The organism is Aliibacillus thermotolerans, assembly GCF_027853235.1.
In the GTDB taxonomy this organism is placed as follows: Bacteria; Bacillota; Bacilli; order Bacillales; family Marinococcaceae; genus Aliibacillus; species Aliibacillus thermotolerans.
Map to the genome: position 1 here is coordinate 35,072 of NZ_WKJG01000023.1, position 20,758 is coordinate 55,829.

Genomic DNA, 20,758 nt, shown 5'->3' on the forward strand with positions numbered 1-20,758 from the left:
CATCTTTCATGTCTCCTTTAATATTTAAATAATTTGTTGTTCACGAAAATTGTCAATTTCTTCTTGTTCAAAACCTAATTCCTGTAATATTTCATTTGTGTGCTCACCTATAAGGGGAGGATGACGTTTTATTTTCACAGGCGTCCGAGAAAGTTTTAACGGACTTCCTACGAGGTGAACCGATGAGGAAGTGGGATGATCAATTTTCTGCACCATCTCTCTCTCGATAACTTGTTCTTCAGAGAATAATTCCGAAAGATTGTTAATGGGACCTGCTGGCACACCAATTTCATTGAGTGATCGAAGCCACTCTTTGGATGTTTTTTTCTTCATTTCTTCACTAATGATTGAAATTAATTCCTGACGATGCTGAATCCTCATTGGATTCGTTGCAAACTTCTTATCAAGAGAAATATCAGGAATATTTAAGAGTTCACACAGCTTTCGAAATTGTCGGTCATTTCCAACTGCCACTACCATCTCCCCATCTTTTGTAGGGAATGTTTGGTATGGAACGATATTCGGATGCTCATTCCCCATCCTTTTCGGAATTTTGCCTGATACCAAGTAGTTGCTCGCAACATTAACTAATGCACTTATTTGTGAATCAAATAAAGAAATGTCTACACTTTGACCTTCGCCGGAAATATGTCTTTCATTCAGCGCAGCAAGTATGCCAATCGCAGCATACAATCCAGATAAAACATCTGAAATCGGAACACCTACTTTAATCGGTCCGCTCTTTTCACTCCCTGTAATACTCATAAGCCCCGCCATCGCTTGAATAATAAAATCATAGCCCGGGAGATCTTTATAAGGGCCAGTGCGACCAAATCCTGTGATGGAACAATAAATGATACGAGGGTTCATAACTTTTAATTGCTCATAACCAAGCCCCCACCTTTCCATCGTTCCATTTCTAAAATTTTCAATTACTACATCTGATTGCTTTACTAACTTTTTTAATACTTCTTTTCCTGCTTCCGTTTTTAAATTTAATGTCATCCCTCGCTTATTTCGATTCGCAGTTAAGTAATAAGCACTCTCACCCCCCTTCGTATTTGGTGGCCCCCAATTTCTTGTGTCATCGCTCCCACCAGGAGCTTCTACTTTAATAATTTCCGCACCTAAATCTCCGAGAATCATCGTGCAGTACGGACCAGCTAATACTCTAGAGAGATCAAGGATACGAATTCCTTGCAATGCTCCTGACACATTCTCACCCTCTTTCTTGTTGTCAGTAAAATATTTAAAAAAGCCAGTTATATTACGTCCACACGACAGTAATATAACTGGCTTTTTATCTACTTTCTTGCTCCATGGAAAATAGAGTCACAGTAAATAATGCAGTTATAATGAAAATTTTTTATTTTACTTTAGAAATGTAAACTCACGATGATTGAAATGGCGTGTTTCAAAGGTGAGTCCGAAGGAATTATAACAAATATTTACGAAAATATCAACATTTTTTGATTATTCCGCAAAATATAAATGAATGTCTTAATTTCATGAAAAAGTGGAGGTAATCGCTACCGTTTTATATTCTGTAAAAAATTCAACTGCAGCTTGACCTTGCTCTCTTGATCCCGAGCTGGATTGTTTCATTCCACCAAATGGGGCCTGTGGTTCAGCGCCACCTGTTTCACCATTTACTTGCACCATTCCCGCTTCACTATTTTGGATAAAATGAAACGTTTTTTCTAAATTACTCGTAAATAGGGAAGCGCTTAATCCATAAATAGTATCATTTGCTTGAGCTAATGCTTCCTCATAATTTTCCACTTGAATAACACTTAAAACAGGACCAAAAATTTCTTCTTGCGCAATCACCATATCATTTGTTACATTTGTAAAAATTGTCGGTTCAATATAATACCCTTGATCGTAATTTTTCCCATTTAACGCATTTCCTCCGTAGATAATTTCTGCTCCTTCTTTTTTTCCAATTTCAATGTAATGTAATATGTTATCATATTGGGATTTGGATACAACTGGACCCATCGTAACATCTGAATCCATTCCGTTTCCAACTTGAATATTTTTTACGTATCCTAGTAGTTTTTCTAGAAAAGGCTGATAGATAGATTTTTCTACGAATACTCGACTCGTCGCTGTACATCGTTGCCCCGTTTGCTTCATCGCTCCTTCGATTGTTAATTTCGCTGCCATATTAATATCGGCATCTTCTAAAACAATCGCTGGATTTTTTCCTCCTAATTCTAACTGGTATTTTTTATTTTGACTTACTACTTTTGTTGCAATTGTTTGCCCAACTTGATTTGAACCTGTAAATGTTATGGCGTGAACATCAGGGTGTTCCACGATTCGATTCCCTACCACAGAACCTGTTCCGTTCACAAGATTTAACACACCAGCTGGTACATTAGCTTTGGAAAACATTTCAGCTATCTTTACGGCAGAAGCAGTAGCGTGTTTCGCCGGTTTCCAGACGACCGTGTTTCCATAGATGAGAGCAGGAGCTATTTTCCAGATTGGGATAGCAATAGGAAAATTCCACGGGGAAATGACACCTATCACCCCTACCGGTACTCTAATTGCATATAAATGATTGTTCGAAGCAGCAGATGGTAACATTTCTCCTATTTTACGCATTCCTTCTTGAGCGTAATAACGTAATATAGCAACTCCGCGTAAAACTTCACCTCTTGTTTCCTCTAACCTTTTTCCCATCTCTTTTGTGGCAAGTTTTGCTATTTCATCGACATGTTCTTCGAATTGGTTTGCTACTTCATGAAGATATTTTCCTCGTTCAACGGGAGACAGTTTTTTCCATAGTTCACTAGCTGATTTTGCATAGGTTACTGCCTCATCAACATCGTCGACAGTAGAGGATACTGTCGTAGCAACACACTCATTAATATTGGCAGGATTTTTTACTTCATTTATTTCTCCTGACCGTGCCTTTTTCCATTTTCCATTAATAAAGTTTTTCAAATGCATATTTATTTCTCCCATCCCTATTCTATTTAGCTGCAAGCGCAAGAAAGGCTTCATTTAATATTTTAAAACCTTGTTCTAATTTATCTTTTTCTATCGTCACAGGCGGAAGGAAACGGAGGACATTACCGTACATACCTGCACTTAATGCAAACAAGCCATTTTCCCAACAATAACGCACGATTTCTGCAGTTAACTTATCGGCTGGGTTTTTCGTTATCGGATCCGTAACTAGTTCCATTGCACACATTGGTCCAAGACCACGCACATCACCAATCACTTCAAATTTTGACTTCATTTCATGAAATTTCTTCTGAATCTGTTCTCCAAGCTGTTCGCTTTTTTTTACTAAATTCTCTTCTTCAATCACGTCTAATACAGCTAAGCCAGCAACACATGCGAGTGGACTTCCTCCAAATGTCCCACCTAATTGGCCCACTTCTGGAGCATTCATCACCTCCGCTCTTCCAGTGACCGCACTGAGTGGCATACCTGCAGCTAACGATTTCGACATTGTTATAATGTCAGGTTCTATCTCAAAATGTTCCATTGCAAACATTTTCCCAGTGCGACAAAACCCAGTTTGTATTTCATCAGCAATAAAGAGAACATTATTTTCCTCGCATATTTTCTTTATTCCTTGCACAAACGTTTTAGAAGGAACAATAAATCCACCTTCTCCTTGTACAGGCTCCATAATGACTGCAGCAATCTCATCTGCAGCTGCTTCCGAAATAAAAAATTCCTGAAATTTACTTAATAATACTTCGTCTATCTTATTTATGTCTGTCGTATAATCTGAACGATAGTAGTACGGAAATGGTAACTTATACGTATCATTTGCAAAAGGACCAAATCCATGTTTATAAGGTTTTAGTTTACCTGTTAATGACATCGTCAATAAGGTTCTACCGTGATAGCCACGTTCAAAAGAGATGACACCAGATTTACCTGTATATTTACGAGCAATCTTTACAGCGTTCTCCACTGCTTCTGCACCGCTATTTGCAAACATCGTCTTTTTAGGAAAGTTTCCTGGTGTTTTTTTATTTAAGCGTTCTGCCAACTCAACATAACTTTCATATGGAGCAACGTGAAAACTTGTGTGGATAAATTCTGAAGCTTGCTTTTGAATCGCTTGCACGACTTTTGGGTGATTATGACCGATATTTTGAATTCCAATCCCACCCGCAAAGTCAATATATTCATTTCCGTCTACGTCTACAACCGTTGATCCTTTCGCTTCTTTAACATATATTTCTGTCACATGATACGGACCTCTTGGTACTGCTTCCTCACGTCGTTCATGTAACAATTTCGATTTAACTCCAGGGATCTGTGTTTTTATACGTTCTTTCATTGACATATTTTCATCCTCCTATTTGATTATTGAAAATATTTATTATAATTACGCTGCATCTAATTCCTTATAGGATATATCTTTATACTTTCTATATCGACTAAACATAAAGTAAAATCCAATTACCCACCAACCAAGCAATATAATCCACTCATGCCATCCCAATCCCGCTGGCATTCCTGGCAAGTATTGAATGATGAAGAAAATGCTTAAACAAAAAGCTATCCAAGCAATCGTATTTGATTTTCCAGCTCGAAAAGGACGCGGCATATCTGGTTCTTTCTTGCGTAGAAGAATGAATGAAACAGTCACCATAAAATAAGCAATAACAATTGTTAATCCACCTGCATCTACTAACCAACCGAGCATGGGAGCACCAAAAAAAGGACTGATTGTCGATAAAATACCAATGAATAAAATAGCGTTTGAAGGAGTTTGGTATTTCGAATGAATTTTTCCAAACCAACTTGGTAACATATTCGCTTTTGCCATCGCAAATAATACTCGACTTCCTCCAATAATAAAGGCGTTCCAGCTCGTCATAATTCCCCCAATTCCACCAATTACTAAAACTGTTCCGAATATCTCAGAACCAAAGACACTAGCCATCGCTGCTGCAGTGGTAAGTTCAGCAGTTTCTTTTGCCGCTTGGTCCAACCCAAAACCGACTGCATAAATCACCCCAATATAAAACATGACAGCCACGATAACAGAAACAATTAACACCTTACCAATTGTTTTTTGCTTTATGTTCAATTCTTCTGCTGCTTGTGGAATAACATCAAAACCGACAAACATAAATGGAGTGGCAATTACTACCGCTAGTAACCCAGCCGCTCCTCCAGTCCAAAGTGGATCCGCATTGGCAAAACTACCGTTAAATCCAGTACCAACGACGAGCATAATGCCAACAAGAATAATTAACATCGTTAAAATCATTTGTACAGAAGCAGCAAATTTTATCCCAATATAGTTCACAACCGTTACAAATATAGAAGCTAGTGCACCAACCGCAACCCAAGACAAATAAACTTCATATTCAGTCACTGTATAGATATACCCAACTTTGTAGTCTGGAAAGATATATTCTAATACGTTTGGTAACGCAACTGCCTCAAATGCAACGACCGAAATGTATCCAAGAGCAATTGCCCATGCCGTTACGAACGCACTTTTAGAGCCGATCCCCCTCAAAGCGTAAACAAGTTCTCCTCCAGCTTTCGGCATAGCAGCTGCGAGTTCTGAATAGGTGAGTCCAACAAAAATAACAAGTATCCCTCCAATGAGAAAAGCAAGCATTGCTCCGAAGACTCCAGCATCTAGGACCCAACCTCCAGATAATACAACCCATCCCCAACCAATCATCGCTCCAAATGCAAGCATTAATGTATCTGTTTTGCTTAGCACTTTTTTTAATTTTTGAGAATGCATTATTGTCCCCCTCTAATCATTGTGTTCGTATCATTCCTCCACTCCTCGATGTAAATTTTTTCTATTTAATCCCAGAAGATAAGAGACCTTTTTTTCATTGATTCTCTAAACTGCGCTGTCGATTTAAGCAGAACTCGATTCGTTTTATAATCCATAATCACTCCATACCGACGAATAACATCTAATTTGTCAATCTCTCCATTTTTTAACATTTTTTCTACTTTTATTGGATCTTCTTCCAGCCATGCTTTTCGATGTTTTCTTATATAATCTCTCTCATTTTTTGTCGCTTCAAAATCAATTCGAAACAAATCTATTTCTTTATCAATTTCTATAATCACAACTCCGTAGTCTTTTCGTGCTCTCTCAATTGAAACATATTCGTCAATCACATCTTCTAATACTCTTTGTGGATCTCTTTCAAGAGGATCTCCTAAACCTCCACCTCCAGCTGATGGTCTCGTAAAGCTATCTCCCGATTTTACTTTTACGTTGGAGAAAAAAGAACCTAAAAATTGTTCGTTTTCTGTATCAGGATTTAACCAATTGCCATGTGGGATCGAAGGGAGCCCCCCTTTAATTCCCCAAGTCACTGACCTAGAACGATCACAACAGACAGACATGACAGTGTCGGCAACTTCTGTTAAAGTGCCTCCTTTTTGCACGCCACATCCACCTCTAAATTTTCCTGGTCCTCCAGAATCCGTGATAATTTCATGATTCGTTGTAATCACAGGAGTTAATCGTTCTTGCCCTTCACATGGCTGTACGCTTAAACCCATTCCAAATACAGGAGACATTGTGTTTGCCCCATCACGATCGCTTCTTCCTCCATGTCCCCCTGCCATCCAGTCGTACCACATAAAAAAGTTTTCTTCTTTTGTTCGTTTATCCCATCCGCCAATGAGCAAATATTCTAAATTAAAAGAACAAGCAAGCGCCCGTTCTGGCATCACATACGACCACAATTCAAAACAAGCATTCATAATCTTTTCGTACGAACCAGAACAAAATCCAGCAACAGGAGCAGGATATTTTGCGTGAACAACTGAATCTTCTGGTAAATCCGCAGTGATGACGCGATAAAATCCAGAGTTTAAAGGGGTATCCGGAAAGAATGTTTTCGTTCCTGCATATAAACCAGATAACGAAGCTCCTAAAGTAGAATTTAAGAAACAACTAATAGTTGGGTGTGTTCCGTTTAAATCATAATAAATATGGTCATCATCAATCGTCATTTTCACATGAATCGGTATTAATCCGTCTCCTAATTCAGGATCCATATCTATATAGTCCGTCGTTTCCCACGTTCCATTTGGTAGCTCCTTTAATCGAGCTCGAGTTAATCGTTCTACATAATTTTGAGACTCTTTAAATGCAGTTAATACAGTGTCGATACCATATTTTTCAACTAGTCGTAATAGTTCATTTTCCGCAACTTTTGTCGCTTCCGATTGAGATCGTAAATCCCCTAATCGTTCTTTAGGAACACGCATATTGGAAACTAATAAGTTCGCAACGTCCTCTAAATATTCACCTCTACTCCACATTCTTACAGGAGGAATCCGCATACCTTCACCAAATATATCTTTTGCACCTACATCAAACGAGCCTGGAACAGACCCTCCAATGTCAGACCAATGACCATTCGCTTGCATAAAGGCAATTAAATGTCCATCATAAAAAACAGGTCGCACTACTCGCACATCGTTAAAATGTGTTCCACCATGATAAGGGTCATTAACTAAAAATACATCTCCCTCATGAATATCATCTTTAAAATCTTCAATCACTGCTTTTGCCGTTAAATGAAGTGTTCCTACATGTACAGCAATGTCTTGTGTTCCCTGCATCACAGTATCTCCATTTGCATCGCAAAGTGCACAGCTAAAATCACGGTTATAGATGACAAATGAATAACATGTTCGTAATATTTGTTCAGACATTTGATCCACTAAATTAATGAATCCATTTTTTAACACTTCAAATGTCACCGGATCTAACTTTGTCTCTTTTACTTCTTCTATCACATGGCCACCTCATTTCTTAATTGATATAATAATATTTTTATATTCATCAACTTTTGCAATAAATTCAGGAGGTATAACTACTGTTGAGTCCAATTGTTCAATCATTGCCGGCCCTTTGATTTGCACCCCAACAGGAATGAGTGTTCGTCGGTAAATCGGAGTTTCTGTAAATCCTCCAGTTTCCTTAAAAAACACGTTTCGATACCCTTTTAATGCATCTTCTATTGCCCCACGCGGTTTTTCTTTTTTAAGTTCTGGTTTTCGAACAACACCAACCGCTTCTATGCTTAAGCCATAAATCTCCACTTCTACATTTGGATCAGAGAATGCATATGCTCGTTCATGTTCTTTGTGAAAATGGTTAACTGCTTCATCTAAAAAAATTGGTTTTCCTATTGTTATATCTAGCGAACGCCATTGACCAGCATAACGCATTTCTATATGACGAATAAGATGCATATTTTCGTGTTCTATACCTTCTTTTTCAAGTAACTTCATCGCTTCTTTTTCCATTGTTAAAAATTCTTTTTCAATATCATCCACACTTATGTCACGGATTTTTGTTACATACGTTTTTGTAATATCATGTCGGAAATCAACAAGCAAGCAACCTAACGCTCCACCGACTCCAGGATGAGTTGGGATAATAACATGAGGTATATCCATTTCCTTTGCTAAATAAGCACTATGAAGCGCACCTGCTCCCCCAAAAGCAACAAGTACAAAATCTCGCGGATCATAGCCTCTTCTTACTGATATAAGACGTAGGGCATCGCACATATTAGAGTGAGCTACCTCAAGTATTGCATGAGCCGCTTCATATTCGGTATATCCAAATTGTTCACAGATCGGCTGTAACGCTTGTAATGCTTTTTCTTTCTTTAATATCATCTGACCATCTAACAATGTACTATCGAGTCTTCCTAAAATGAGATTAGCATCAGTGTTTGTCGGTTTAGTTCCACCGGCGTCATAGCATGCTGGTCCAGGTTCTGCTCCAGCACTGTGTGGTCCATTTCGTAACGAACCCCCTTCATCAATCCATGAAATACTTCCACCACCAGCACCAATGGTTAAAACCTCAATACTTGGAAAACCAATTGGGTAGCCATATTCGACGTACCAGTCTTTCGTTACTCGTAATTCTCCTTCATACATAAGAGAAATATCAGTGCTAGTGCCACCCATATCTAAACCAATCGCATTTTTAAAACCGCATAATTCCGCGATATATTTACTCGCAATCGCTCCAGCCGCTATCCCAGAGCTTGCAAGTCGCGAAGCATAATGAGGAACCGTTTTAGATGTCATCACTCCTCCACCAGAATGAAGAACTAAAATATCTTTATCGTATCCAATTTCCTTCATACGAGATTCTAAATTAGAAATATAATTTCCTACCGTTGGTCCTAAAACTGCATTTATAATTGTTGTACTTAACCGTTCATGCTCAAATATTTCAGGTAAAATTTCACTAGATGCACAAATATATACATCTGGTAATTCTTGTTGTAAAATCTTTTTTACTTTTTGTTCATTTTTTCCATTGACATAAGCATTCATAAACCCGATGGCAATTGCTTCTACTTTTCTTTTTTTTAGTACTCTTGCCAGTTCTTTTACTTCAGATTCATTCACTTCCTTTAACACACGACCTGCGTAATCGATTCGTTCAGATACTTCAAATCGATCTCGACGTTTTATATATGGATCAGTAACGTCATTGTATGCATCCCAAAGGTCTTGTTTCGTGCCACGACGAATTTCAGGAATATCACGAAATCCTTTTGTAGTAATTAACGCTGTTTTTGGCAACTTCCTTTCTATTAAAGCATTCGTTCCTACCGTCGTTCCGTGGGAAAACACTTTTATATTTTCACTATGAATATTTGCTTTTGTAATACCATTCATAATGCCTTGCTCAGGTTGTGACGGCGTAGAAGGTGTTTTTGTTACGAGTGTTTCGCCACTAACTTCATCAAAAAGTAAGACATCAGTAAATGTTCCACCTACATCAATTGCGAGTCTTACATTTTTCATTACTTATCCTCCCTTCTCAATTGTATGAAAATAATTCTTTTAAATGCTTCACCACCTTTACTTTATTCTCCTTTTGGGAAATAAAAAACCAAAAAAGAGAGCGCTTTCAAATTAATAAATAAAAAAAACCAGTCATATCAAATATACTTTGATATAACTGGCTCTCATCTAAGCGCTGCTTCACTACTAAGCGAAGTCAGTTAGACTTGACAGTTAGAAGTATGTGATTAAATTGTGACAACAATACTTGTTCACTGGTCATGTAAGGGGATACCTTACTAGGAGTGAACCATTTTAACAACAAGATACAAAAATTCATGAACACTGTCAACAGTTTTTTCCGAAAATTTAAATATATTGAATTTAAAATTATTTATATCTAATTTCTTCGTATTGCAAATGAAGATCTTTTAGCGCAGCAATTAACGCATTTGTCGCTTTTCCCCGATAATATTTTTGGATTTTCTCCACTGGTTTTTCTATTCCATCTTTTAAACTGACTCCTTTCAACAATCTCCCGATAAAATCTCTCCCGTGTTCTGTGGCAAGAGTACACGATGCTTCCACAATGACACCATATGTCATTTCTACTTCTGCAGTGATCGTCAGTGTATCAAAAACGCTTTTCGCTGCCATTCCTTGTGGAAGCCTTGCATGTCCTGCAATAAATACTGTTTCTACTGGTACCATTTTACTTCCCCCTTAAAAAAATTTCTGTCATTAGTATTTTGATATCATTCATCATATCGTATTGACAATGAATTGATAAACTATTTTTTATTTTTTCAAAAAATATTAGAGCGCATTGCTTGCATATTGTTTAAAATAATCATAAAATAAAAAAATATATATAAAGGGAGCTTTACACGATGTAAGAATTTAAATAAAAAGGAGGTATCCACCATGGAATCCCAAAACAACACTTCTTTGCCATCCCACGATTTATTAATACAGGTCATCGGTATGTTAGAAGATGGCGTGCTCATTATGAACGAAGATCTGTCTATTCATTATGTGAACGAAGGTTTTCTCCATATGACAGGCTATTCACCAAAAGAAATGGAAAAAAATGTTTTCCGTCTTTTGGAAGGTGCCGATACCTCCACTGAATCTCTTCATTTGATCGAACGAGCCATCACTCAAAAATCATCGGAAGAAGTGGATTGGGTCAGCTACCGAAAAAACGGCACAAAGTTTCTAAACCGAACCCGTATCAAAACAGTTTATATTGAAGAAGAGAAAAAGCATTATACCATTGTCATCATGGAAGATATTACGAATGCGAAAGTATCTGCCGAAAAAATAAAATTTTACGAAAACAAAGTGACAGCATTCTCAACTCCTATATTACCTATCACGGATCATCTATTGTTACTTCCAATTATTGGAAGCCTTGATGAAGAAAGATTGCAAAACATTTTTGATGACGTGACAGAAACCGTCTACTCCACACCGATTCATACATTGATTCTTGATTTGTCGGGATTGGAGGAAGTTACAGACAACACGTTACAAGGATTATTTACGCTCCATCATATTTTAGAATTAGTGGAGTCTGAACTGGTCATTACCGGAATTACACCAGAGTGGGAAGAAAAAGCAAATACCTTAGATATTGATCACAGTCGTTTCCGCATTTTTGACACGATTAAAGACGCGATTTCCAGTCTTGAATATATTTAAAATTTTTTTCTGGAACGACTTGCATCTACCTCTCATTCATGGTAAGATAAAGTTGCTATTTTGTCACCTATGGTCATGAATAGGGTTTTAAACCTTTTTCTTGATCGTAGTGTTTAGCAAGATAAGTAATTATTACGTGCGACAAACGCACACAGGAGGATCACATGGAACAAGGAACAGTTAAATGGTTTAATGCAGAAAAAGGTTTTGGTTTTATCGAGCGTGAAGGTGCAGATGATGTGTTCGTTCATTTCTCTGCGATTCAAGAAGAAGGTTTTAAAACACTGGAAGAAGGTCAACAAGTGACTTTCGAAATCGTTGAAGGTGACCGTGGACCACAAGCTGCGAACGTAACAAAACAGTAAATGAGACACAAATAAAAAAACCAAAAAGAACTCTCCGGTATTCAGGAGAGTTCTTTTTTCGTGTCGTGTCATCAGTATTCGTATTCCTTTAAAGCGTGTAAAAATATTTCTCCGTACGAGGATAATTTTTGTTTTCCGATTCCTTTGATTTGCAACATTTCCGTTTCATTCGTTGGCATATAACGGCATAACTCTAACAATGTCTGATCCGAAAACACCATATAAGGAGCGATTTGTTTTTCTTTCGCAATCTCCATTCTTATTTTCCGCAACTTTTCAAAGAGCGGGTTTTCTTTCGTAGCTTCTTGCACTTTTTTTCTTTCTTTTTTCATTACTTTCTCTTCCCCGCGCAACACAGCGACGGCTCGTTCTGTTAATTTTAACACCGGATACGTCCCATCCGCGAGATCAAGATAACGATGCGCAAGTAAAAAGTCGATAAAAGCGTTCACTTCTTTTTGCGACTTATCTTTCATTAATCCGTAAGTGGACAGTTCTTCTAAATGAAATTGTCGTATTTTTTGATTAGAAGAGCCGGTAAGAACTTGTGCCACCATCGTTTTTCCGTAACGTTCTCGCATTCGTTTGACACAAGACAACACCATTTGCGCTTCTGTCGTGACATCAGTCAACGTGCGATCGTCCTTACAGTGAAGACAATGACCGCAAGGAACATCCCTTGGATCTCCAAAATAAGCTAAAATATAATTTTGTAAACAATCTTCTGTATGGCAATAATTAACCATTTGTTTTAATTTTTGATACTCTGCTTCTTTTTTCTCCCGATTCAACTCCGATTGTTCGATTAAAAAATGATGCACATGGATATCCTTTGGTGAAAATAATAAAATACATTCACTCTTTGCTCCGTCTCGACCAGCTCTTCCTGCTTCTTGATAATAAGATTCAATGTTTCGTGGCATTTGGGCATGCAACACGTAGCGTACATTCGATTTATTAATCCCCATGCCAAAAGCGTTAGTCGCCACCATCACGTCCACTTCATCGTACACAAACTGCTCTTGAGAAACCGAGCGTTCTTCTCGTTCCATCCCACCATGGTATTTTGCTGCTGATATCCCATTTGATATGAGCTTGTGGTGAATTCGCTCCACTTCTTTTCTCGTAATGGCATAAATAATCCCAGCTTGATTCGGATGTTTTTTCACATAATCAAGCAAGAAGTCATCTCTGTCCTCCCCTTTAACGACAGAGAATTGTAAGTTCTCTCGTTGAAAACCAGTATGTACGATATTTTCTTCATGTATGGATAAAGCACGGCTAATGTCTGTCGCAACTTGGGGCGTGGCAGTAGCTGTTAATGCTAACACCGACACATCCCCTTCAATTGCGTCAATAAACGCAGGTATTTTGCGATAGCTCGGTCGAAAGTCATGCCCCCACTGAGAGAAACAATGGGCTTCATCTATGGCTACGAGAGAAATTGGCAAGCCCTCGATAAATTGAATAAAAGCTTCATTTTCTAGCCTCTCTGGTGCTAAATATAAAAGTCGATATTTCCCCTCACGTAAACCTTGAATTCGTTCTCGCATTTCTTCTCTTGACACTACACTATTTATATAAGTGGCTTCAATTCCTGCTTCTTTCCCTTCATCTACTTGGTCTTTCATCAGGGAAATTAACGGAGAAACAACAACAGTGATTCCATCCAATATCAGTGAAGGAATTTGATAACATAACGATTTTCCACCACCTGTCGGCATGATTGCTAACGTTCGTTTTCTTTGTAACACTTTCTCAATTACTTGTTGTTGGCCCGGACGAAAATCGTCATATCCGAATAACTCTTGTAAATATGTTTTTGCCCGCTCCACCACCATTTTTTCCTCCTCCTTCCCATTTCCTCCCCTTATTATACGCTTTGCCAGTCCAAACAAAAAGACTTGACGCAACTTGACAACATTCTTCCTTTTATTATCTTTTGCTAAAATAGATGAAGAACATAAGTTGAGGTGATACAAGTGGAAAAATTCAGTCAATGGTTAAAAGAATCCAATCATACGGTTATCTTTACTGGAGCTGGTATGTCCACAGAAAGCGGCCTGCCGGATTTTCGCTCCAAGACAGGTTTGTGGAAACAAAAAGACCCTACAAAACTAGCAAGTACAACGGCACTCACTCATTACCGCGAAGATTTCTACGCTTTTTATAAAACAAGAATTGAAGCGCTCCAACAAGTAGAACCCCACGCTGGACATAAAGAGCTTGCTCATTGGGAAAAGAAAGGACTTCTGCAAAGCATCATCACTCAAAATGTCGATGGTCTGCATCAAAAAGCGGGAAGCAAAAATGTGGCGGAATTGCACGGAAATCTCACTTCTTTACGATGTCATGACTGTGGACGACAAGAAAGTATGGACTTGTATTTACAGGATAAAACAACTTGTCAAACATGCGGCGGCTTTTTGCGACCAAATGTCGTGCTATTTGGTGAAATGCTCCCAGAAGAAGCTATAATCACCGCGGAAACAGAAACGAATCAAGCGGAACTTTTCATCGTTCTCGGATCAAGCCTTACCGTCACTCCTGCTGCTACTTTTCCTCAAATCGCAAAGCAAAATGGCGCAACTCTTGTCATCATTAACCAAGAAAAAACACCGTTAGATACAATAGCTGACCTTGTTATTCACGACAAAAAAATTGGTGAAGCACTCACGGAAACGGCTCAATACTTATAGAGGTAATTGCGCACAATAAATTTTTTACACTTTTTTTATCATTTGCTATTGTATTTTTATTCATAAAAGGTTATTATTATAATCAAGTCGTTGGAAAAATAGGAGAGAGTGCTATGAACAAGAAAAATATTATCATTATCGGTGCAGCAGGAAGAGATTTTCATAACTTTAACGTATATTATCGTGACAATGAAGCATATAATGTTGTTGCGTTTACTGCAGCACAAATTCCAGACATAGATGGACGAAAATACCCAAGTGAATTGGCAGGGGAATTGTATCCAGACGGTATCCCAATTTATTCCCAAGAGGAACTACCGGAACTCATTAAAGCGTTAGAAGTTGATGAATGTGTGTTTTCCTATAGTGATGTCAGTTACGAAGAAGTGATGAGCGTCAGTGCCATCGTCAACGCCGCGGGAGCTAACTTCACCTTGCTCGGGCCAAACAGCACGATGTTAAAAAGTAAAAAACCAGTCATTTCTGTTTGTGCGGTACGAACTGGAACCGGCAAAAGTCAAACGTCAAGAAAAATTATTGAAACGCTCTTAGAACATCATTTAAAAGTCGTAGCCATCAGACATCCGATGCCTTATGGAGATTTGAACGCACAACGGGTGCAACGCTTTGCAACCGTAGAAGATTTGAAGAAACATCACTGTACCATTGAAGAAATGGAAGAGTATGAACCACATGTAGCAAGAGGAAACATTGTTTATGCTGGTGTTGACTATGCCGATATTTTAGAAGCTGCAGAAAATGATCCTGATGGTTGCGATGTCATTTTATGGGACGGAGGAAATAATGACTTCTCTTTCATCGAACCGGATTTAGCTATCACTGTCTTAGACCCACATCGTCCAGGACACGAATTGAACTATTACCCGGGAGAAGTATGTTTACGTACCACTGATGTGGCGATTATTAATAAAGTGGATAGTGCGAAAAAAGAAGCGATCGAAATTGTTGAAAATAATATTAAAGCCGCGAATCCAAATAGTAAAATTATTAAAGCAGAGTCTACCATTAAAGTCGACAAACCAGAAATTGTTGCTGGAAAACGCGTGCTCATCGTAGAAGATGGACCGACACTCACCCATGGAGAAATGGCTTTAGGAGCCGGTACCGTTGCAGCAGAACGTTTAGGGGTGAAAGAGATCGTTGACCCACGTCCATCTGCAGTCGGTACACTTACCGAAACCTTTAATAAATACAAACACCTCGGTAAGGTTCTTCCAGCCATGGGGTACGGGGAACAACAATTAAAAGACTTAGAAGAAACAATTAACAATACGGATTGTGATGCTGTGATCATCGGGACACCGATTGATTTAACTCGCGTCATTTCCATTAATAAACCGTCAACACGGGTCCACTATGATTTAGAAGAAGTAGACGGACCAAACTTAGAAGAAATTTTAAAAGAATTTATCCAAAAGCCTAATTTAGTATAATCTTATCTATAAAAGTCGCGTGGATGTTAACGCGACTTTTTTTATCTTCCCCATCGATGGTCGTGATAACAAAATGAAAAAAATGGAAGGTATTTTATTACATTTGAAGATTATAATCATACTTGGGGAGGCGCATTGTTTTTTATTCAAACAATTCTGAAATAACCTACACATTTAGAATGTTATTTGTTATAATTACAAAGTAAGAATTATTTTTATATATAGTGTATGAGGAGGGGAATTGGTAATGGAAACGAAAGACAATGCGAATTTTGAAGGGTGCCCTTTTCACGGAAGTACGACGAGTAAAAAAACGAGTGGTTCAGCCATCCGGGACTGGTGGCCAAATGCGTTAAATTTAAACATATTAAGACAACACGATACGAAGTCAAATCCAATGGACGAAGCGTTTCATTACCAAAAAGAGTTTGAAAAATTGGATTATTACGCATTAAAGGAAGATTTGAAAGAGTTAATGACAGATAGCCAAGATTGGTGGCCTGCAGATTACGGTCATTATGGCCCAATGTTTATTCGCATGTCTTGGCATGCCGCCGGTACTTATCGCATGGGCGATGGTCGCGGTGGCGGCGGAACTGGAAACCAACGTTTTGCACCGCTAAATAGCTGGCCGGATAACGTTCTTACTGATAGAGCTCGTCGCTTACTATGGCCGATTAAGAAAAAGTACGGGAACAAAATTTCTTGGGCTGACTTAATTCTCCTCGCCGGAAATGTTGCCATTGAAGCCATGGGCGGCAAAACAATCGGGTTTGGCGCAGGACGAACGGACATTTGGCATCCCGAAGAAGACATCTACTGGGGCGGTGAATCAGAATGGCTTGACAATAAGCGTTACGAAGGTGAACGCGAACTGGAAAATCCCCTAGCCGCTACTCAAATGGGACTCATCTATGTAAATCCTGAAGGGCCGGATGGAAAACCCGATCCCATTGCGGCAGCCCACGATATTCGCGAAACTTTTTCACGTATGGGAATGACTGATGAAGAGACAGTTGCTCTTATTGCCGGTGGTCATACATTTGGTAAAACCCACGGTGCAGGAGACCCTAAGCATGTCGGTCCTGAACCAGAAGCAGCCCCCCTCGAAGCACAAGGAATCGGATGGCAAAGCACGTACGGTACTGGAAAAGGTCGTGACGCCATCGGAGGTGGAATTGAAGGTGCTTGGACTTCCAACCCAATAAAGTGGGATAACAATTTCTTAGAGCAGTTATTTGAATATGAATGGTGGCTTACAAAAAGTCCTGCTGGTGCGTGGCAGTGGCTTGCTGTAGACCAAGATGAGAAAGACATGGCGCCAGATCCTGAAGATCCGACAAAAAAGGTACCGACGATGATGATGACGACAGATTTGGCATTACGTTTTGACCCAGAATACGAAAAGATTGCCCGCCATTTTTATGAAAATCCGGAAGAATTACGTGAAGCTTTTGCTCGAGCATGGTTTAAACTATTACACCGTGACATGGGACCAAAATCAAGATATTTAGGTCCGGAAGTACCAGAAGAAGATTTTATTTGGCAAGATCCAATTCCAACTGTAGATTACGAATTATCAGATTCAGAAATTGGACAATTAAAAGAAAAAATCCTCAGCTCTGGTCTTACCATTAGCGAACTCGTCTCTACCGCATGGTCAGCAGCAAGCACGTACCGTTGTTCGGACCATCGCGGAGGTGCTAATGGTGGGCGCATTCGACTTACCCCACAAAAAGATTGGGAAGTGAATCAACCAGAACAACTACAACGTGTCCTGCAAGTATATGAAGAAATTCAAAATGATCTCGAGAAAAAAGTAAGTATTGCTGATCTCATTGTATTAGGTGGTAGCGCGGCGGTAGAACAAGCTGCTAGAAAAGCTGGTTTTGACATCACTGTTCCTTTCGCCCCGGGAAGAGGCGATGCAACGCAGGAGCAAACAGATATAGAGAACTTTGAAGTATTAGAACCTGTCGCTGATGGTTTCATTAACTATCAAAAGAAAGAGTACAGTGTCACTTCAGAAGAACTGCTTGTCGACAGAGCACAACTTCTCAACCTCACAGCACCAGAAATGACAGTTCTTGTTGGCGGTATGCGTGTTCTCGGAACAAACTGGGGTGGTACAGAACACGGTGTATTCACTGAACGAGTTGGCACGCTCACTAACGACTTCTTCGTCAATCTTCTTGACATGGGGATTGAATGGAAGCCTCTTGAAGGTGGCATATACGAAGGACGGGACCGGAAGACGGGAGAAGTTGTTCGTACAGCAACAAGAGTTGACCTCGTTTTCGGTGCGAACTCCATTTTACGCGCCATTGCAGAAGTATATGCACAAGACGATAATCAAGAAAAATTCGTCCGAGACTTTATCGCCGCATGGGTGAAAGTGATGAATGCAGATCGCTTCGACCTTACCGCACGAGATGTTGAAAAAAGCATGAAGGCGTAATATCACAGCCCCCTCCTTTTCACTATATTGTGAAGAGTTGGGGGCTGCTTTTGTGTCAGCAGATTGTCAACGAATGAATCACCTTCGAATCAAAGGAAGTATAAACAAGGAGAACCTCCTCCAATTTGCTAGTACTCTTCCCTTTCAAGAAATAATGTATCCATCTGCAATTGAAAAAGATTATTTGATATGATAAAAAAATAAATCCTTATTTTTTATCAACGAAATGATGAAAACGTTTTAAAAAGGTGGGTTTTTATGGAAATTAAAGTTCCTAGAGAAATGTATTCTATAGAGGAAACTAATAATGATAGAAAAATTATTACTTCTTCTTCTGTCTTTGGAATTCTATTTGACCAATTAAAGAAAAATATTGGAGAAAATAGAGTGAAAAGTTTTTTGTTTCATTTTGGTTGGGAAATGGGTGTAAAAGACGGTAAAAAAGCGCTTAAGAAAAATTTACCTATTGAAGCAATGATTAAGTACGGACCTAGACTCCATATTAAAAATGGTCACATCTCAGGAATCAATCACCAATGTAGGGTCCAGTTAAACAGAGATAAAAAAGTCATTTCCGTTTTAGGCCAAGGTGTTTGGCTCGATAGTTACGAAGCGAGAGAATACCGCAAAATGCAAGGTCTTTCGAATACACCAGTGTGTCATACACTCACTGGTTACGCAAGTGGTTATATGTCCACCATTTTAAAGAAAACACTTTTAGCGAAAGAATTAACTTGTGTAGGTTGCGGTGACAAAGAGTGTAGTTGGGTAATCAAGACGATAGAACAATGGGAAAATGATAAAGAAGAAGATCTCAATCTTTTCAAAAGACAAACGATTATTAATGAATTAAGTTATACGTACGATCAACTCCTGGAACAGCGAAAATTCCTTGAAGAGTTAGCCGATTTTCAAAAACAATTAACTGAAAAAATAGCTAGTGGCAGTGATTTGAAAAAGCTTGCAGATAAAGCTTTTGAGATTATTAATATCCCTATTATCATTGAAAACACTGAGTCTGAAAAAATAACATATACTGGATTAACAGAAGAACAGTATGAAGTATTGACAAATGATATGGAACAATCAATGAAAGAAGGTACTTTACGTCAGAAAAATTACAAAGGGAGATTCAAGGGAAAAACGATTACAACCGAAATACAAAAACGACTTGTTACCCCCATTATTGTCCAAAAAAGAGTGATTGGATATTGTTACTTTGTCTATGATGTCTATGATCGTAGTGTTGAAAAAAGCTTTGAAAAAGATTTTATATTATTAGATCGATTTAGTAACGCCGTTTCGCTTGTATTACTGAATGAAAAAACAGAGTTTGAATCTTTTGAACGGATGAAAGGCAACTTTCTAGAAAAAATTATCGACGGCAGCTTACCTAAAAATGAAATTATTAAACGTGGTAATTTTATAGGGATAGATTTAACAAAGCCATTTTATATCATGATGATTGATTATAAATACAATGAAAATTCTATCGAAGAAGAATTTAAATTGTATGAACAAATTTACGAATATACAACCCGTTATTTTAACAAGAAGAATCTGAACGTACTAGTAGGTCACGATGACAGTAAATTAATCGCTTATATCACTGCAGACAATTTTGATAATCAACATATACACAAATTAATGACCGACTTCTATACTTATCTGAAAAGTCAATTACAAAAAATTCAAATATTTATTGGAATCAGTGATGTAGGGAAAGATATTCAAAATATTAATAAGTATGTGGAAGAAGCTCACACTTCCCTAGGTTTAGGCAATAATGATAATGTTACTTTTTTCAATGATTTAGGCATTTTAGGGATATTAATTAGTTCAAAAAATAAAAAAGCAATAAGGTTGTTAGCGGAGAAGGAATTAAGTCCTATCTTTAACAGTAAAAATGCCGACGAATTACTAAAAACGCTTTATTATTATTTACGAAACGGCAGGAAATTAGAGCAAACAACCATTGATCTTTCCTTATCCATAGGAGGACTACGACATAGAATTCGGAAAATAGAGGAATTACTTAAAAAAGACCTTCGAGATGCCGATGTTTGCCATGAACTATTACTTGTTATTCAATCATTAATTGCACTGGGAGAATGGAACGTCAAATAATACCCCATTTTTCAATCATTATTAAAGGGGCTGTCCAAAAAGTCAGTAGAAACTGACTTTTTGGAGTCCCTTTTCTATTTCTCATTTTGAAAAATGTGCACAAAAAAATCGCCCTTTATTGTAAAATGAAGTTACCACACAACATTTACAAAA

14 protein-coding genes are annotated in these 20,758 nt (G+C 38.3%); 6 read left to right on the forward strand and 8 right to left on the reverse strand.

From position 1 onward, the window contains the following. Nucleotides 1-24: 24 nt before the first annotated feature. From GJS40_RS01935 to GJS40_RS01965, 7 genes are all read right to left on the reverse strand, one after another. Nucleotides 25-1,215, reverse strand: a complete 1,191-nt coding sequence (locus GJS40_RS01935; protein WP_270895708.1) for a CaiB/BaiF CoA transferase family protein — start codon at nucleotides 1,213-1,215, stop codon at nucleotides 25-27. Between the two features lie 291 nt (nucleotides 1,216-1,506). Next, nucleotides 1,507-2,961 carry an aldehyde dehydrogenase family protein gene (locus GJS40_RS01940; protein ID WP_270895710.1) on the reverse strand — a complete coding sequence of 485 codons (1,455 nt, stop codon included), beginning with the start codon at nucleotides 2,959-2,961 and terminating at the stop codon, nucleotides 1,507-1,509. Between the two features lie 22 nt (nucleotides 2,962-2,983). After that, the gene (gene gabT, locus GJS40_RS01945; RefSeq protein ID WP_377901756.1) at nucleotides 2,984-4,318 is read right to left on the reverse strand and encodes a 4-aminobutyrate--2-oxoglutarate transaminase; all 1,335 of its coding nucleotides are present in this window, start codon (nucleotides 4,316-4,318) and stop codon (nucleotides 2,984-2,986) included. 48 nt (nucleotides 4,319-4,366) lie between these two features. Continuing rightward, nucleotides 4,367-5,749 (reverse strand): APC family permease, encoded by a 1,383-nt coding sequence (locus GJS40_RS01950; protein WP_270895713.1) that lies wholly within the window; start codon nucleotides 5,747-5,749, stop codon nucleotides 4,367-4,369. Between the two features lie 65 nt (nucleotides 5,750-5,814). After that, nucleotides 5,815-7,779 carry a hydantoinase B/oxoprolinase family protein gene (locus GJS40_RS01955; RefSeq protein WP_270895714.1) on the reverse strand — a complete coding sequence of 655 codons (1,965 nt, stop codon included), beginning with the start codon at nucleotides 7,777-7,779 and terminating at the stop codon, nucleotides 5,815-5,817. A 9-nt stretch (nucleotides 7,780-7,788) separates the two neighbouring features. Then, a complete protein-coding gene (locus GJS40_RS01960; protein ID WP_270895715.1) occupies nucleotides 7,789-9,819 on the reverse strand; it encodes a hydantoinase/oxoprolinase family protein in 2,031 nt (676 codons plus the stop codon). A gap of 369 nt (nucleotides 9,820-10,188) precedes the next feature. Then, the gene (locus GJS40_RS01965) at nucleotides 10,189-10,509 is read right to left on the reverse strand and encodes a DUF3870 domain-containing protein (protein ID WP_270895717.1); all 321 of its coding nucleotides are present in this window, start codon (nucleotides 10,507-10,509) and stop codon (nucleotides 10,189-10,191) included. Nucleotides 10,510-10,722: 213 nt separating this feature from the next. On the opposite strand from GJS40_RS01965, the gene GJS40_RS01970 reads away from it, so the two are divergent. Together GJS40_RS01970 and GJS40_RS01975 are read left to right on the forward strand one after the other, a co-directional pair. Further along, a complete protein-coding gene (locus tag GJS40_RS01970) occupies nucleotides 10,723-11,502 on the forward strand; it encodes a PAS domain-containing protein (RefSeq protein ID WP_270895718.1) in 780 nt (259 codons plus the stop codon). A 164-nt stretch (nucleotides 11,503-11,666) separates the two neighbouring features. Next, a complete protein-coding gene (locus tag GJS40_RS01975; protein WP_270895719.1) occupies nucleotides 11,667-11,867 on the forward strand; it encodes a cold-shock protein in 201 nt (66 codons plus the stop codon). Nucleotides 11,868-11,938: 71 nt separating this feature from the next. Here the strand turns inward: GJS40_RS01975 and recQ are convergent, their stop codons facing one another. Continuing rightward, nucleotides 11,939-13,708 (reverse strand): DNA helicase RecQ, encoded by a 1,770-nt coding sequence (gene recQ / locus GJS40_RS01980; protein WP_270895721.1) that lies wholly within the window; start codon nucleotides 13,706-13,708, stop codon nucleotides 11,939-11,941. Nucleotides 13,709-13,849: 141 nt separating this feature from the next. Between recQ and GJS40_RS01985 the strand changes: the two genes are divergently transcribed. The 4 genes from GJS40_RS01985 to GJS40_RS02000 all read left to right on the forward strand — a co-directional run bounded on the left by GJS40_RS01985 (nucleotide 13,850) and on the right by GJS40_RS02000 (nucleotide 20,605). Then, nucleotides 13,850-14,566 carry an NAD-dependent protein deacylase gene (locus GJS40_RS01985; RefSeq protein WP_270895722.1) on the forward strand — a complete coding sequence of 239 codons (717 nt, stop codon included), beginning with the start codon at nucleotides 13,850-13,852 and terminating at the stop codon, nucleotides 14,564-14,566. 113 nt (nucleotides 14,567-14,679) lie between these two features. Beyond that, a complete protein-coding gene (locus GJS40_RS01990) occupies nucleotides 14,680-16,020 on the forward strand; it encodes a cyclic 2,3-diphosphoglycerate synthase (protein ID WP_270895723.1) in 1,341 nt (446 codons plus the stop codon). 247 nt (nucleotides 16,021-16,267) lie between these two features. Beyond that, nucleotides 16,268-18,478, forward strand: a complete 2,211-nt coding sequence (gene katG, locus GJS40_RS01995) for a catalase/peroxidase HPI (protein WP_270895724.1) — start codon at nucleotides 16,268-16,270, stop codon at nucleotides 18,476-18,478. 258 nt (nucleotides 18,479-18,736) lie between these two features. Continuing rightward, nucleotides 18,737-20,605, forward strand: coding sequence for a helix-turn-helix domain-containing protein (locus GJS40_RS02000; protein WP_270895726.1), 1,869 nt, complete (start codon nucleotides 18,737-18,739; stop codon nucleotides 20,603-20,605). Nucleotides 20,606-20,758 lie beyond the last annotated feature (153 nt).